The 15,717-nt window shown below is 68.6% G+C and carries 12 protein-coding genes and 1 tRNA gene; 5 read left to right on the top strand and 8 right to left on the bottom strand.

What is annotated here, in order from left to right; all coding sequences use genetic code 11:
• Positions 1 to 44: 44 nt before the first annotated feature.
• Positions 45 to 2,867, bottom strand: coding sequence for a DNA polymerase I (polA, locus tag ACX80H_RS00910; protein ID WP_459310555.1), 2,823 nt, complete (start codon positions 2,865 to 2,867; stop codon positions 45 to 47).
• Here polA and ACX80H_RS00905 point away from each other — a divergent pair.
• The 3 genes from ACX80H_RS00905 to ACX80H_RS00895 all read left to right on the top strand — a co-directional run bounded on the left by ACX80H_RS00905 (position 2,866) and on the right by ACX80H_RS00895 (position 4,178).
• The gene (locus tag ACX80H_RS00905) at positions 2,866 to 3,354 is read left to right on the top strand and encodes a hotdog fold thioesterase (protein ID WP_459310554.1); all 489 of its coding nucleotides are present in this window, start codon (positions 2,866 to 2,868) and stop codon (positions 3,352 to 3,354) included. The genes polA and ACX80H_RS00905 overlap by 2 nt on opposite strands.
• 153 nt (positions 3,355 to 3,507) lie before the next feature.
• Positions 3,508 to 3,687: a hypothetical protein gene (locus ACX80H_RS00900; protein ID WP_459310553.1), complete on the top strand. Its 180-nt coding sequence runs from the start codon at positions 3,508 to 3,510 to the stop codon at positions 3,685 to 3,687.
• Complete coding sequence (locus tag ACX80H_RS00895) at positions 3,687 to 4,178, top strand: hypothetical protein (protein WP_459310552.1); 492 nt, start codon at positions 3,687 to 3,689, stop codon at positions 4,176 to 4,178. The genes ACX80H_RS00900 and ACX80H_RS00895 overlap by 1 nt, the downstream gene beginning before the upstream one ends.
• 101 nt (positions 4,179 to 4,279) lie before the next feature.
• Here ACX80H_RS00895 and ACX80H_RS00890 read toward each other — a convergent pair whose 3' ends face one another.
• The 3 genes from ACX80H_RS00890 to ligD form a co-directional block, all read right to left on the bottom strand.
• Positions 4,280 to 4,663 (bottom strand): response regulator transcription factor, encoded by a 384-nt coding sequence (locus ACX80H_RS00890; protein WP_459310551.1) that lies wholly within the window; start codon positions 4,661 to 4,663, stop codon positions 4,280 to 4,282.
• 68 nt (positions 4,664 to 4,731) lie between these two features.
• Complete coding sequence (locus ACX80H_RS00885) at positions 4,732 to 5,349, bottom strand: hypothetical protein (protein ID WP_459310550.1); 618 nt, start codon at positions 5,347 to 5,349, stop codon at positions 4,732 to 4,734.
• A 146-nt stretch (positions 5,350 to 5,495) separates the two neighbouring features.
• Entirely contained in the window at positions 5,496 to 6,518 is a 1,023-nt protein-coding gene (gene ligD, locus ACX80H_RS00880) for a non-homologous end-joining DNA ligase (protein WP_459310549.1), read from the bottom strand.
• Positions 6,519 to 6,585: 67 nt separating this feature from the next.
• Between ligD and arfB the strand changes: the two genes are divergently transcribed.
• Positions 6,586 to 7,008, top strand: a complete 423-nt coding sequence (arfB, locus tag ACX80H_RS00875; RefSeq protein WP_459310548.1) for an alternative ribosome rescue aminoacyl-tRNA hydrolase ArfB — start codon at positions 6,586 to 6,588, stop codon at positions 7,006 to 7,008.
• Between the two features lie 50 nt (positions 7,009 to 7,058).
• Here arfB and ACX80H_RS00870 read toward each other — a convergent pair.
• Positions 7,059 to 7,140, bottom strand: a tRNA-Leu gene (locus tag ACX80H_RS00870).
• Between the two features lie 137 nt (positions 7,141 to 7,277).
• Between ACX80H_RS00870 and ACX80H_RS00865 the strand changes: the two genes are divergently transcribed.
• Positions 7,278 to 7,880: an ANTAR domain-containing response regulator gene (locus tag ACX80H_RS00865; protein ID WP_087073309.1), complete on the top strand. Its 603-nt coding sequence runs from the start codon at positions 7,278 to 7,280 to the stop codon at positions 7,878 to 7,880.
• Positions 7,881 to 7,972: 92 nt separating this feature from the next.
• Here ACX80H_RS00865 and pyk read toward each other — a convergent pair whose 3' ends face one another.
• From pyk to gltB, 3 genes are read right to left on the bottom strand one after another with little or no spacing between them, the layout of a single operon-like run.
• Complete coding sequence (gene pyk, locus ACX80H_RS00860) at positions 7,973 to 9,463, bottom strand: pyruvate kinase (protein WP_459310547.1); 1,491 nt, start codon at positions 9,461 to 9,463, stop codon at positions 7,973 to 7,975.
• 47 nt (positions 9,464 to 9,510) lie between these two features.
• Entirely contained in the window at positions 9,511 to 10,968 is a 1,458-nt protein-coding gene (gene gltD, locus ACX80H_RS00855; RefSeq protein ID WP_459310546.1) for a glutamate synthase subunit beta, read from the bottom strand.
• The gene (gene gltB, locus ACX80H_RS00850; RefSeq protein WP_459310545.1) at positions 10,961 to 15,583 is read right to left on the bottom strand and encodes a glutamate synthase large subunit; all 4,623 of its coding nucleotides are present in this window, start codon (positions 15,581 to 15,583) and stop codon (positions 10,961 to 10,963) included. The genes gltD and gltB overlap by 8 nt, the downstream gene beginning before the upstream one ends.
• Positions 15,584 to 15,717: the final 134 nt, after the last annotated feature.

The raw sequence follows: 15,717 nt of genomic DNA, 5'->3' as shown, positions 1-15,717 counted from the left end.
CGCGGACCAGCATCGGGTCCGCGGGCGCGGGGCCGGCCCGGTGCCTAGTGCGCGGCGTCGTGCCAGCTGGCTCCCGTACCCACCGAGACATCGAGCGGCACCGAGAGCTCGGCTGCAGCGCCCATCTGTTCGCGGACAAGTGCCTCGACCTCCTCGGACTCCCCCTCCGCGATCTCGAGGACGAGTTCGTCGTGCACCTGGAGGAGCATCCGCGAAGCCAGTCCGCGCCGCGTCAGGGCGTCGTCGACGCCGAGCATCGCCTTCTTGATGATGTCCGCCGCCGAACCCTGGATCGGTGCGTTGAGTGCTGCACGCTCGGCCATCTCGCGGAGCTGCCTGTTGTCGCTGGACAGGTCCGGCAGGTAGCGGCGCCGCCCCTCGATGGTGGAGGTGAAGCCGTCCTTGCGGGCCTGCTCCACGATGCCGCGGAGGTAGTCTCGCACGGCGCCGAAGCGCTCGAAGTAGTCGCGCATCAGTGTCCGCGCCTCGTCCACCGAGATGTTGAGCTGCTTCGAGAGCCCGAACGAGCTCAGCCCGTAGACCAGGCCGTAGGACATGGCCTTGACCTTGGAGCGCATGGCGCTCGTGACCTCCTCGGGTGCGACGCCGAAGATGTGCGAGCCGACGAAACGGTGGAGGTCCTCGCCCTCCTGGAACGCCGAGATGAGTCCCTCGTCGCCGGACAGGTGCGCCATGATGCGCATCTCGATCTGCGAGTAGTCAGCCGTCATCAGGCTCTCGAACCTCTCGCCATTGCGTCCCTGCCCGACGACGAACACCTCACGGATTCGGCGGCCCTCGTCGGAACGGACGGGGATGTTCTGCAGGTTCGGATTCGTCGACGAGAGCCGACCGGTCGCCGCGATGGTCTGCAGGTACGTGGTGTGGATCCGGCCGTCGTCGTCCACTGCCTTGCGGAGTCCCTCGACCGTCTGGCGAAGCTTCAGGGCATCGCGGTAGGCGAGAAGCTGCTCGAGGAAGGGGTGTCCCGTCTTGGCGATCAGGTCGGTCAGGGCGTCGGCGTCGGTGGAATAGCCGGTCTTGATCTTCTTGGTCTTCGGCAGCTCGAGCTCATCGAACAGGACGGTCTGCAGCTGCTTGGGCGAGCCGAGATTGATCTCCTTGCCGATGATCCGGTACGCCTCCGCACCGGCGGCGCTGATCGTCTTCGAGAAGTCGTCGAAGAGCCGGTCGAGCCCGTCGACGGAGACGGCCACGCCGGTGAGTTCCATGCGGGCGAGTACCTCCGCCAGCGGGAGCTCCAGCCCACCGAGCAGCTGGTTGGCTCCGCGCTCGACGAGCTGGCCGGCGAAGTGCTCACTGAGACGCAGTGCGGCATAGGCCGCGACCACGGCCGGCGAAGCGACGTCGTTGCCGCCGAGGTCGAGAGCCTGCTGGCCCGACGAGTCGTTGGCCGACGCCGTGATGGACAGGCGCAGGTGGTACTGGGCGAGGTCGGCGAGGTCGTAGCTGCGCCGGTCGGGCTGGATGAGGTAGCCGGAGAGGGCCGTATCGTCGATCTCCCCCGCCAGCATCAGGCCCCGGGCGGACAGGAGCTTGAACACGGCCTTGAAGTCGTGGACGATCTTCGGCGCGTTCGTGTCGGACAGCCAGTCCCCCAGGACCTTCTCGGCCTCGGCGTCGAGCTGCTCGAGCAGTATGAAGGCCGCGTGCAGGCTCGTGACGACGGCGATGCCGACGACGTCGGTGGTGCCCGCCGTCGTCTCGGTCGCCAGTGCTACGGAGGCCTGCGCCTGGTTCGTGGTGTTGAACCACGTCCTCAGCGCGGCGGCGTCGTCGAGCAGCACGTGCGCGGGGGCATTCTGCTCATCATTCTCGTCCTCGGTCTCCTCCTCTCCGAAGAGGTCGAACAGCCGCTTGCGCAGCGTATTGAACTGCAGGGAGTCGAACAGGTCCTCGACGGCAGATCGGTCCGGGTGCTGGGACACCATCGCGTCGAGGTCCACGGGGAGGTCCAGATCGGTGAGCAGCCGGTTCAGGCGCCGGTTCCGCTTGACGTCCTCGATGTTGGCGCGCAGAGAATCCCCGACCTTGCCACCGATCTTGTCGAGGTTCTCGAGGATCCCCTCGAGGCCCCCGTACTGCTTGATCCACTTCGCCGCGGTCTTCGGGCCGACGCCGGGCACGCCCGGCAGGTTGTCGGCGCTCTCCCCCACCAGTGCGGCGAGGTCGGAGTACTGGTGCGGCGGGACGAAGTACTTCTCCTCGATCGCCTGCGCGTCCATCTGCGGGATGTTGGTCACGCCCTGCTTCGGGTAGAGCACCGTCACGCGGTCGTTGACGAGCTGGAAGGCGTCGCGGTCTCCGCTCACCACCTGCACGTCCCAGTCGGCCGCGGCCGCCTGGAAGGCGAGCGTGGCGAGGATGTCGTCGGCCTCGTAGCCGTCCAGAGAGATGGTCGGGATGCGCATCGCCTCCATGACCTTGATGATCAGGTCGACCTGCCCATGGAACTCCTCGGGCGTCTTGGAGCGCCCGCCCTTGTACTCCGTGTATTCCTCGGAGCGGAAGGTGGGGGTGTCGAGGTCGAAGGCGACCGCCACGTGGCTCGGCTTCTGGTCCTTGATCAGGTTGATGAGCATCGCGGTGAACCCGTAGACCGCGTTGGTGTGCTGGCCGGTGTCTGTGGAGAAGTTCTCGGGCGGAAGCGCGTAGAAGGCGCGGAACGCCATCGAGTGCCCATCGACGACCAGGAGCCTGTTGCGTGAGCCGTCGCTGCGCCGGGCTGGCTCCTGCCTGCCGGCCGGGGCCTCGGACCCTTCCACGGAACTCTCGGCGGGCGGGGTCATGGTCAGGGTGGCAGCAGGTTTGGTTGATTCACTCACAGGTGCCAGCCTAGTTGCCATGACAGACAACCGCACCCAGCCCGACGCCGTCCAGGCACCGTCCGACGAGCGGCTGGCCGAGCTTCTTGCCGCCGGAGTCCCCGCTGAGATGCACGGCTGGCTGAGCCGCTACGGGGTGGGGGCCCTGACCGTCAAGATGGGCATCGTCTTCTCCGAGATGAGCGCCGAGCGCACGGTCGCGACCATGCCCGTCGAGGGCAACCAGCAGGTCGCCGGCATCCTGCACGGCGGAGCGCACGTCGTCCTGGCGGAGACGCTCGGCTCCTTCGCGGCAGGACTCCACGCGGGCCCGGGACGGCAGGCGGTCGGGATCGAGGTGGGCGCGACGCATCACCGCAGCACCTCCTCGGGCCTCGTCACCGGCACCGCGACGGCGATCCACCTGGGGCGGACGCTGACCACCCACGAAGTGGTCATGACGGACGAGCAGGGGCGGCGGCTCTCCACCGCCCGCATCACGAACATGATCCGGGACGCGCGCGACTGACGGCCCGTCCCGTCCGGGTAAGGATCCCCGGCACCGATTGCAAGCCCGTTCCGGTCGCTACCACCTGTTGCCGCGCTTTCGTCGGCCTGCCTACCGTGAAGTGTCGGCGGCGATAACGCCGCCGGACCTACGGCACCACTGAACGGAACCCTCATGGCCGACAAGAAAATGAAGACTCTCGCCGCCGTTCTCGCCGCCAGCGCCCTCTTCGTCGGCGGCTGCGACCTCGGCAACAAGGACAGTGACAATACCGGCACCGACACCGGTAATTACGACGACAACAACGGTATCGACACCGACCTCGATGACGACGCCCGCGGGAAGGACAACTAGTGGCGGAACGCCGCTCCGTCCTCGCGCAGGCGGCCCTCCGCGGGATGGCGGCCGGCCTGCTGGGTACGGCCGCCATGACCGTCGGAGAACTCCTGGAGCAGCGCATCACCCACCGTCCCGATTCGCACATCCCCGCGCGGACGCTGCGGATCCTCTGCGGCCGGCCGACCAGCAACGCCGTCCACTACCCGGCGTGGAACCACACGATGCACTGGCTCACCGGCGCCACCCTCGGTGCCCTCCGGGGGATCTGGTCCGTGACGGGCATCCGGGGTCCCTCCGCCACGGCCGCCCACACCGTCGTCCGCCTCGCCTTCGACCAGACGCTCGAGAACGCGACCGGCGCCGGGGCGGCGCCGTCCCTGTGGCCGACGGGTGAGAAGGTCATCGACTACCTGCACAAGGGCGTCTTCGCCGTGGTGACGGGTCTGGCCTCCGATGCCGTGAACCAGCCCGTGCTGGTCAGCAGGGCCGGGGCAAGGAGCCACTGAACAGCAGGAGCCCCCAAGCCGGGCGGAAGCCGGGCGGAAGCCGGGCGGAAGCCGGGCGGAAGAAGCCGCTGTGGAGGGAAGCGGAGGCCTGGACGGGGACGTCAGACGCCCGCCGCCGCCATCCCTTCCTGGACGAGCCGACGCAGCTCAGCGGGCCGGAAGGGCTTGCGCAGGTAGCGGTTCGCGCCGGCTTCGAACCCGCGCTTCTCGTCGGCCGGCGCCGCCCGTGCCGTCAGCATGACGATGAAGGTGGTCGAGAACCTGCGGATCCGCTCCGCGACCTCGAAGCCGTCGATATCCGGTAGCCCGACGTCGAGCGTGACGACGTCCGGCATCAGCCGGCGCACCATCTCCACGCCCGCGAGTCCCGCAGGGGCGGTATGGACGAGGAAGCCCGATCCGGTCAGCACGGTGTGCAGCAGATCGCGGACGTCATCGTCGTCCTCGATGACCACCGCTGTGCGGGAAGGCTCCTTGATCTGCATAGCTCAAAGTTTACTCTGCGGGCTGCGGCGGCAACGGAGTGTGAGGTCGGAGTCCACGAGGTAGTAGCCTACGACTCCGGGTTGGCGGTCGCCTCCACGGACTCACCACCCCCGGCCGGCTGGACCATCACCTTCTGCACCGTGTCGGGCACCTCGGGGAACGCTCCGATCATCAGCAGGTCGGTCGTCTCACCGGGGATCGCTCCCCCGCTGTACTGCCCCACGAGGTCGGCGACGTCCGGCGACGATTCCCCGCTGTTCGCTGCTGCTCCCCATTCCTCGATCACGGTCGACGCGGGGCGGAACTGCAGGTCCTGGCCTTCCGGCGTGGACACCGTGACGGCGTCGAGGTCGATCGTTGCTCCCCCGTCGGGATTCTGGACGGTCACCAGCACATAGCTCACCGGCTCCTGGCCCAGTTGTCCGCGCAGCCCCTCGACGTCCTCCGGCGCCTCGGCGGGAAGGACGACGTCGCCCTGGGCCTGGTCGATCCGGAAGGAGAACGTGCCGCTGGCGGCATCGGCGAGGCCCTCGACCGACGGGGCATCCGAGGGGGCCGACGCCGGCGCGCTCGTCTCGGCAGGATTGGGTGTGGGACCGGCAGGCTCCTCATCGGTGGCAGGGTTGCCACCGCACCCGGTCAGGAGGATCAGCAGGAGGGTCGCCGACAGCACGGTCTTCTTCATGGGTCTCCCAGTGGCCGGGCGCTGGGGCCGGCTCGGCTCAGGCCCGGCTCGACGCCGGGGCACGGCAACGTTTCATTCCTGTTCTACCAGCGCAGTGCAGGCCGCGCCCGGACGGGAGAGTGCGGAACGCCCGTTGACAGGGCGGATCAGTCGCGGTTACGGGCGCGGCTCGGCTGCACACGCAGAGGCTCGCCCGGCATCTTCGGGAAGTCGGGCGGGAACGGGAGCTCGCCCAGCCCGGCCTCGACGTCGCGGTCCCACCAGCCGCGGAGGACGTCGATGCTTCCCGGCTCGGCGTGGAGGTCCTCCCACGGGTCCCCGATCGTCCGGAGGCGCTCCGGCACGGTCGTGATGGTGAAGGAGGCAGGGTCGACGCCGGTCAGCTCGTCCCAGGTCAGGGGGCAGGACACGGAGGCGTGCGGGAGTGCCCGCGGGCTGTAGGCCCCGGCCATCGTGCGATCCCGGTTCGCCTGGTTGTAGTCCACGAAGATGCGGGCGCCGCGCTCCTCCTTCCACCAGGCCGTCGTCACGCGGTCCGGCATCCGCCGTTCCAGTTCACGTGCGGCCGCGATCACGGCCTGGCGGACCTCGAGGAACTCGTGCACCGGTTCGATCGGCGCGAAGACGTGGAGGCCGCGGTTGCCGGACGTCTTCACGAAGCAGGTCAGGCCCGCCTCATGGAGGACGGCATGGAGTTCGTGGGCCGCCGCCACGACGTCGGGGAAGGTGGTCCCCGGCTGCGGGTCGAGGTCGATCCGCAGCTCGTCCGGCAGGTCGGGGGCGTCCGCGCGGGATGCCCACGGGTGGAAGACGACCGTGTTCATCTGGGCCGCCCAGACAGCCGACGCGGGTTCGTCCAGGACCAGCTGGGGATGCGAGCGGCCGCTGGGATAGACAACGGTGACGCTCCGCACGTAGTCGGGCGCGCCCTTCGGCGGGTTCTTGCTGAAGAAGTACTCGCCGTCCACGTCGCCGCCGAACCGCTGCAGGGAGACCGGACGCCCGCCGTTCGCCCGCAGGAACGCCGGCGCGACCTCGACGAGGTACCGCGCGAGGTCGAGCTTCGTCAGCCCCGCCTGCGGCCAGAGCACCCGGGACGGACTGGACAGGCGGACCGGACGGACGCCGTCCGGACCGTCGACATCGAGGATCATCGCTTCGCTGGCCACGGGCCCAATCTACCCCCGGCACCTCCGAGAGCACCCTCCCTGCTGCTGATCGTGCGACGCTGGGACCATGGATCTCGAGGTGACACCCGCACTCACGATTCCCGCATCGGAACTGGGCTGGCGATTCTCGCGATCGTCCGGGCCGGGCGGGCAGCACGTCAACACCTCGGACAGCCGTGCGGAAGTCTCGTGGGATGTCGCGCGCTCGGCGGCGCTCACGGACAGCCAGCGCACCATGCTGCTCACGCGTCTCAGTCCCCGTCTCGTGGCCGGGGTGATCACCGTGACGGCCTCGGAGCGACGCTCTCAGCTGCGCAATCGCGAGATCGCCCTGGCCAAGCTCGCCGACCAGGTGGAAGAGGCCCTCGCGCCCGAGCCGGCCGCCCGCCGGGCGACCCGACCCACCAGGGGGTCCGTCCGCCGGCGACTGACTGCCAAGGAACAACGATCAGCCACGAAACGTCAGCGCCAGCGGCCCGCAGCGGAGTAGTGAGGACCCTCGGCCGGACCCTGCTGACGACTTCATCCCCATCCAATAGGTGCCCGAAGTGGGACTCGAACCCACACACCTCTCGATACTGCATTTTGAGTGCAGCGCGTCTGCCAATTCCGCCATTCGGGCCGTAGCCGCACCGGCCCTGGGCTGACTTCCTCGGGGCCCGGTGCGCGAATCCACTCTACATGCCGATAGGCTGTTTCCGGGAACGGGAGCATGCCTCCGCGGGCCCATCGGAACGCCATCGTCATCAAGGAGCAACAGTGTCTGAACCCACCGAATCCACGCCCGCCGGACCCGCACGCCGGGTCATCGTGGCCGAGGACGAGACGCTCATCCGGCTCGACATCATCGAGATCCTGCGTGGGGAAGGCTACGAGGTCGTGGCGGAAGCCGACAACGGCGAGAAGGCCGTCGCCCTCGCCCAGGAGCACAAGCCCGACCTCGTGCTCATGGACGTGAAGATGCCCGTCATGGACGGCATCACGGCGGCGGAACAGATCGTCAAGGCCCGTATCGCGCCGGTCGTCCTGCTCACCGCCTTCAGCCAGAAGGAACTCATCGACCGTGCGCGCGACGCCGGGGCCATGGCCTACGTGGTCAAGCCCTTCACCCCGGCCGACCTCATCCCCGCCATCGAGATCGCCATGTCGCGCTACGAGGAGATCAAGGCGCTCGAAGCCGAGGTGTCCGACCTGCAGGAGCAGTTCGCCACCCGCAAGCTGGTGGAGCGTGCGAAGAGCCTGCTGACCACGAAGATGGGCCTCACCGAACCGGAGGCCTTCCGCTGGATCCAGAAGACGTCCATGGACCGTCGCCTCAGCATGCGCGAGGTCGCCGAGACGATCATCAACCAGGTCAACTGACGCCGCGCCGTAGCCAGGCGGCCGACCAGCCGGACAACAGAAGACCCCCACCCGATCGGGTGGGGGTCTTCTGTTGTCCGGAAGCGCTCAGGCTACTTCTTCTTGGCGGGCCAGGGACCCACGCCCTCCTTGATGTAGGAGGTGTGGCCGTCGGGCAGCTGTCCCGCATCCGTGATGTCTCCGACACGGTGGACCTTGATGGAGTTGGTGGAGCCGGCCTGCCCGGGAGGGGAACCGGCGGCGATGACCACGAGGTCGTCGACCTCGACGAGGCCCTGCTCGAAGAGGACCCGGTCCACCTGGGCCGTCATCTGGTCCGTGTGCTCCACGAACTCGACGAGCTTCGGCTGGATGCCCCAGATGAGCGACATGGTGTTCAGCGTCGACTGCACGGGGGTAAAGGCGAACACCGGCTTCTTCGGGCGGAGGCGCGAGAGGCGGCGGGCGGAATCCCCGGACTGCGTGAACGTGCAGATGTACTTGGCGTCGAGCTGGTCGGAGATCTCGACGGCGGCACGCGTGATGGCGCCGCCTCGGGTCCTCGGCTTGCTGCCGAGCGGCGGGACGCGCTCGAGGCCGTGGCGCTCGGTGGACTCGATGATGTCCGCCATGGTGCGGACGGTCTCGATCGGGTACTTGCCGACGCTGGTCTCGCCGGACAGCATGACCGCGTCCGCGCCGTCGAGCACGGCGTTGGCGCAGTCGGAGGCCTCGGCACGCGTGGGGCGTGGGTTGTCGATCATGGACTCGAGCACCTGGGTGGCGACGATGACCGGCTTCGCCCAGCGGCGCGCCAGTTCGACGGCCCGCTTCTGGACGATGGGCACGTCCTGCAGCGGCAGCTCGACGCCGAGATCGCCTCGGGCCACCATGATCGCGTCGAAAGCGTCGATGATCTCCTCGAGGGCGTCCACAGCCTGCGGCTTCTCGATCTTCGCGATGACCGGGACCCGGCGGCCCTCCTCGTCCATGATCTCGTGGACGCGCTTCACGTCCCCGGCGTCACGCACGAAGGACAGCGCGACCATGTCGACGCCGATCTGGAGGGCCCAGCGGAGGTCCTCCTCGTCCTTGTCGCTGAGTGCGGGGACGTTCACGGCGACGCCGGGCAGGTTGATGCCCTTGTTGTTCGACACCATGCCGCCGACGACGACCTCGGTGGTGACCGACACGTCGTCGACAGCGGTTGCGCGGAGCGCGACCTTGCCGTCGTCGATGAGGAGCATGTCGCCGACGTTGACGTCCTGCGGCAGTCCCTTGAAGGTGGTGGACGAGATCTCCTGGGTGCCCTGGATGTCCTCGACGGTGATGGTGAAGACGTCACCCGGTGACAGGGCGTGGGGGCCGTCGGCGAAGCGGCCGAGGCGGATCTTGGGACCCTGCAGGTCGGCGAAGATGCCGACGGGCTTGCCGAGCTCCGCGGACGCACGGCGGACGTTCTCGTAGGTGGTGCTGTGCACGGCGTAGTCACCATGGCTCATGTTCATCCGGGCTACGTCGACCCCCGCCTCGAGCACTGCGAGGGTATTCTCGTAGCTGGCGATTGCGGGGCCGAATGTTGCAACAATTTTTGCGCGTCTCATGAACCTAGCCTAGTCGTGTTGGGGTCGGGGGAATGTGGAAGGGCCGGTCAGAGCACGGCGATGGAGCGATCTGTCGGAGCCACGGGTGCAGGGAGCTTGGTGGAGCCCATGAGCCACTGGTCGACGGCGGCGGCGCATGCACGCCCCTCGGCGATGGCCCAGACGATCAGCGACTGACCGCGTCCGGCATCCCCTGCGGAGAAGACACCGGGCGTGTTGGTCATGTAGTAGCCGTCACGCGCCACGTTCCCGCGGCCGTCGAACTCGGCCTGGACCTGCTCGGTGATACCGGCCGGCTCGGCGCCCGTGAAACCGAGCGAGAGGAAGACCAGGTCGGCCGGGATCTCGCGCTCCGTGCCTGCCTTGGGGACGCGCCGTCCGTTGACGAATTCGGTCTCCGCGACCTTGATGCCGCGCAGCACACCGTTGTCCCCGACGAACTCGACGGTGGAGGCCAGGTAGCGGCGCTCACCGCCTTCCTCGTGGGCGCTGGCGATGTCGAACAGCGTGGGGAACGTCGGCCAGGGCTGGTCCGGACGCCGCTCGGTGGGCGGCTGCTGCCCGATGGCGAGCGTCGTGACGGACGCGGCGTTGTGCCGGTGGGCGGTACCGAGGCAGTCCGCCCCGGTGTCGCCGCCGCCGAGGATGACCACGTGCTTTCCCTCGGCGTGGATCTGGTCCTCGACGAACTCGCCCGCCACGATCCGGTTGGCCTGCACGAGGTAGTCCATCGCGAAGTGCACGCCCTCGAGGTCGCGCCCGGGAATGGGGAGGTCGCGCGGCACGGTGGCACCCGTCGCGATGACGACGGCATCGTACCGGCGCCTGAGCTGGCCCCAGCTGATGTCCTTGCCCACGTCGACGCCGGTGCGGAAACGCGTGCCTTCGGCTTCCATCTGGGCGAGGCGGCGCTCGAGGTGGATCTTCTCCATCTTGAAGTCTGGGATACCGTAGCGCAGCAGGCCACCGATGCGGTCGTCACGCTCGTAGACGGCGACGGTGTGGCCGGCACGGGTCAGCTGCTGTGCGGCTGCGAGCCCGGCCGGTCCGGACCCGACGACGGCGATGGTGCGGTCGGTCAGTCGCTCCGGCGGGTGCGGTTCCACCCAGCCCTCGGCGAACGCCAGGTCCGCGATGGACACCTCGACCTGCTTGATCGTCACGGGCGGCTGGTTGATGCCGAGCACGCAGGAGGACTCGCACGGTGCGGGGCAGAGCCGGCCGGTGAACTCGGGGAAGTTGTTCGTGGCGTGCAGGCGCTCGATCGCCTCGTGTCCCTTGTCGCGGAACATGAGGTCGTTCCACTCCGGGATGAGGTTGCCCAGCGGGCAGCCCTGATGGCAGAACGGGATGCCGCAGTCCATGCAGCGGCCCGCCTGGGCCTTCAGCACGCCCTTCTCCTGCGCCTCGTAGACCTCTTTCCAGTCCATGATGCGCACCGGGACGGGGCGTCGGGGCTGGGTCTGGCGCTCGCGCACCTTCATGAATCCGCGTGGGTCAGCCACCGGTTACCTCCAGGATCTTGGTCCACGCCTCTTCACCGTCGGGGTCGAGGCCCTGCTCGACGGCGGTGGCGCGGGCGTCCAGTACCGCGGCGTAGTCGCGCGGCAGGACCTTCGTGAATCGGGAAACGGTGTCCTCGAAGGACTCCAGCAGGCTCTCGGCCAGGTTCGATTCCGTCTCCTCGACGTGCTGGATCAGCAGCCGCCGGACGATCTCGATGTCCTCGGCGTCGAGGGCGACGAGCAGGAGCTCACCGTTCTCGAGGCTCTGCTTGTTGACGCGGGCTCGGTCGAGGTCGAGCACGAAGGCCGTGCCCCCGGACATGCCCGCGCCGAAGTTGCGACCCGTGCGTCCGAGGATCAGTGCCTGGCCGCCCGTCATGTACTCGCAGCCGTGGTCGCCGATACCCTCGGCCACCGCCGTCGCACCCGAGTTGCGGACGAGGAACCGCTCCCCCACCTGGCCGCGCAGGAACATCTCGCCGCTCGTGGCACCGTAGCCGATGACATTGCCGGCGATGACGTTGTGGTCCGCGCGGAACACGTTGGAGCGGTCCGGGCGCACGATGATGCGTCCGCCGGACAGTCCCTTGCCCACGTAGTCGTTCGAGTCCCCGAGCAGGCGCAGCGTGATGCCGGCCGGCAGGAACGCGCCGAGCGACTGCCCGGCCTGGCCCGCGAGGGTGACGTCGATGGTGTTGGTCGCCAGCGTGTCGAGCCCGAAGGTCTTCGTCACCTGGTGGCCGAGCATGGTGCCCACCGAGCGGTCCGTATTGACCACGTCGACCGAGATGCGCACCGGCGAGCGGTGCTGCAGCGCGTCCGCGCTCATCTCTATGAGCTTGTTGTCGAAGTGCTGGTCCAGCTCGTGGTTCTGCGGGAGCATGTTCCGCATCGGCTCGCCGGAGTCGGACTCGTTGCCGCGCAGGATCGGGTCGAGGTCCAGGCCGTCGGCCTTCCAGTGCTCGATCGCCTCGCGAGCGTCGAGCAGCTCGCTGTGGCCGATAGCCTCCTCGAGCGTCCGGAAACCGAGCTCGGCGAGGATCTCGCGCACCTCCTCGGCGATGAACTCGAAGAAGTTGACGACGAACTCGGGCTTACCGTTGAACCGGCTGCGCAGTTCGGGGTTCTGCGTCGCGACGCCCACCGGGCACGTGTCCAGGTGGCAGACGCGCATCATGATGCAGCCGGAGACCACGAGCGGCGCCGTGGCGAAGCCGAACTCCTCGCCGCCCAGCAGGGCGGCGATGACGACGTCGCGCCCGGTCTTGAGCTGGCCGTCCACCTGTACGACGACGCGGTCCCGCAGCCCGTTGAGCATGAGCGTCTGCTGGGTCTCGGCGAGTCCGAGCTCCCAGGGGATGCCCGCGTGCTTCAGCGAGTTCAGCGGACTCGCGCCGGTGCCGCCGTCATGCCCGGACACCAGGACGACGTCGGCCTTGGCCTTCGTGACGCCCGCGGCGACCGTGCCGATGCCCACCTCGGAGACGAGCTTGACGTGGACGCGCGCGCTCGGGTTCGACCGCTTGAGGTCGTAGATGAGCTGGGCGAGGTCCTCGATGGAGTAGATGTCATGGTGCGGTGGCGGCGAGATCAGGGCGACGCCGGGCGTGGAGTGCCGCGTCCGGGCGATCCATGGGTACACCTTCTGGCTCATGAGCTGTCCGCCCTCGCCGGGCTTGGCTCCCTGGGCCATCTTGATCTGGATGTCGTCCGCGTTGGTCAGGTACAGGCTCGTGACACCGAACCGGCCCGAGGCGACCTGCTTGATGGCGGAGCGGCGCTCCGGGTCCAGCAGGCGCTCGACGTCCTCGCCGCCCTCGCCCGTGTTCGACTTCGCGCCGAGACGGTTCATCGCGATGGCGAGCGTCTCGTGCGCTTCCTGGGAGATGGAGCCGTAGCTCATCGCACCCGTGGAGAAGCGCTTGACGATGGACGAGACGGGCTCGACCTCGTCGATGCTGATGGCCTCACGGGCGTCGCCGCGGAGCTTGAGCAGCCCGCGGAGCGTCATGAGGTCCCTCGACTGGTCGTCCACGCCCTGCGTGTACGCCTTGAAGATGTCGTAGCGGCGTTCCCGCGTCGCGTGCTGCAGACGGAAGACGGTCTCCGGGTTGAAGAGGTGCGGCGGACCCTCGCGGCGCCACTGGTACTCGCCTCCGTTGTCGAGGCCGCGGTGCGGATCCTCGATGCCGTCCTGCGGGTAGGCGCTCTCGTGGCGGGCCGCGGTCTCGGCCGCGACGACGTCGAGCCCGACGCCGCCGAGCTGCGTCTGCGTGCCGTGGAAGTACTCGTCCACGAGCTCCTGCGACAGGCCGAGGGCCTCGAAGGTCTGGGCGCCGCAGTAGGAGCTGACCGTGGAGATGCCCATCTTGGACATGATCTTCAGGACGCCCTTGCCGAGGCCCTTGAGGAGGTGCGCGACGGCGGCTTCGGCCGTGACGCCGGTGATGTCACCGTTGCGGACGAGTTCCTCGCAGCTCTCCATCGCGAGGTACGGGTTCACGGCGGACGCGCCGTAGCCGATCAGGACCGCGACGTGGTGGACCTCGCGCACGTCGCCGGCTTCGACGACGAGGGAGGTCTTGGTGCGGTTGGCGCTCTTGAGCAGGTGGTGGTGCACGGCGCTGGTCAGGAGCAGGGACGGGATGGGGGCCCACTGCGCGTTCGAGTCGCGGTCGGACAGCACCACGTACTCGACACCGCGGTTCAGAGCGCTGGACACCTGCTCGCAGATCTCCGCGAGGCGCGCCCGCAGGGCGGCCTCACCGCCGTCGTGCCGGTACAGGCCGCGCACGCGGACGGTCAGCCGGTCGCCGTCGTCCGTCTCCAGGTTGGCGATCTTCGCGAGTTCGTCGTTGTTGATGACGGGGAATTTGAGGGCGATCTGCTTGGAGCGCACCTGCCCGGTGGACAGCAGGTTGCCGTCCGGCCCGATGGTGACGCCCATCGAGGTGACGAGCTCCTCGCGGATGGAGTCCAGCGGCGGGTTGGTCACCTGGGCGAAGGACTGCACGAAGTAGTCGAACAGCAGTCGCGGGCGCTTCGACAGCACGGCGATCGGCGTGTCGGAGCCCATCGCACCGAGCGGCTCGGCACCGCTCTTCGCCATGGGGCCGAGCAGGATGCGCAGTTCCTCCTGCGTGTAGCCGAAGGTGCGCTGGCGGCGGTTGATCGACGCCTTGGTGTGGATGACGTGCTCGCGCTCCGGGAGGTCCTCGAGCTGGATCAGGTTCTCCTTGACCCACTCCCCCCACGGGTTGGCGGCAGCGACCTCGGCCTTGATCTCCTGGTCCTCGATGAGGCGGCCTTCCTCGGTGTCGACGAGGAACATCTTGCCGGGCGAGACACGGCCTTTACGGACGACGCGGGACGGCTCGACGTCCAGCACGCCGACCTCGGAGGCGAGGATGACGAGGCCGTCCTCGGTCACCCAGTACCGCGCCGGGCGCAGGCCGTTGCGGTCGAGGACGGCGCCGACGAGGCGCCCGTCCGTGAAGGAGACCGCGGCAGGGCCGTCCCAGGGCTCCATGAGCATGGAGTGGTACTGGTAGAAGGCGCGCCGGGCGGGATCCATGGTGGCGTGGTTCTCCCACGCCTCCGGGATCATCATCATGATCGAGTGCGTGATGGGTCGCCCGGACAGGGTGAGCAGTTCGGCGACCTCGTCGAAGGACGCGGAGTCCGACGCACCCGGCGTGCAGATGGGGTACAGGTCCTCCGGCGAGTCCCCGAGCAGGGGGTTCGCCAGCTGCGACTGCCGCGCGCGCATCCAGTTGCGGTTGCCCTTGACGGTGTTGATCTCACCGTTGTGCGCGATGGTCCGGAACGGCTGGGCGAGCGGCCACGACGGGAAGGTGTTGGTGGAGAACCGTGAGTGGACGATGCCGAGGCGCGTCTTGAAGCGCTCGTCCGACAGGTCGGGATAGAACGGCTCGAGCTGCGCCGTGGTCAGCATGCCCTTGTAGACGATGGTCTTCGAGGACAGGGAGGGGAAGTAGACGCCGTACTTGTTCTGCGCGCGCTTCCGGACCCGGAAGGCCTTCGCGTCGAGGTCGGCCGGGTCGCCGTCCGCGGGCGCCAGGAAGAGCTGGACGAAGTGCGGCATGCAGGCGCGGGCCATCGCACCCACGAGGTCGGCGACCACGGGGACGACCCGCCAGCCGAGCACCGTCAGGCCCTCGGACTCGGCGAGGAACTCGAGGCCGGCGCGCACCGTCTCCTCCTCCTTCGCCTCGGCGGGGAGGAACGCCGTTCCGACGATGTAGGAACCCGCGGGAGGGAGCGGGAAGTCGACGACGGCCCGGAAGAACTCGTCGGGGATCTGGGTCAGCAGGCCCGCGCCGTCGCCCGTGCCCTCGTCGGCGCCCACGGCTCCGCGGTGCTCGAGGTTGCGCAGGGCCGTCAGTGCGGCGTCCACGATGTCGTGGCCCGGCTCGCCGCGAAGGGTCGCGATGACGGCGAGGCCGCACGCGTCCTTCTCGTTCTCCGGGTCGTACAGCCCGGTGGCCTCCGGGATGGCGGCGAACCGCGTGAAGGGCGATTCCACGGCGGGGGCCGCGGAGGGCGTCGTGTCCGGTTGCGTCCCGGTCGACTTTCCTGGCGTCAAAGCAGTCATCGAAAGGATCCTTCCCCCATGATGGAGCGTCGGGAGGGGACAGCCTTGGCCCCGCAGGCACCGCTGTCTGGGAGCGGTTGCCGTTCTTGTTTCGTGTGCACATCGCCTGGCCGGCGCTGCCCGGCGCTGTTGGC

This window comes from Arthrobacter pasteuri (assembly GCF_054510955.1).
Note: the sequence above shows the minus strand (reverse complement) of the source record. Positions and strands in the feature narration are given on the sequence as shown.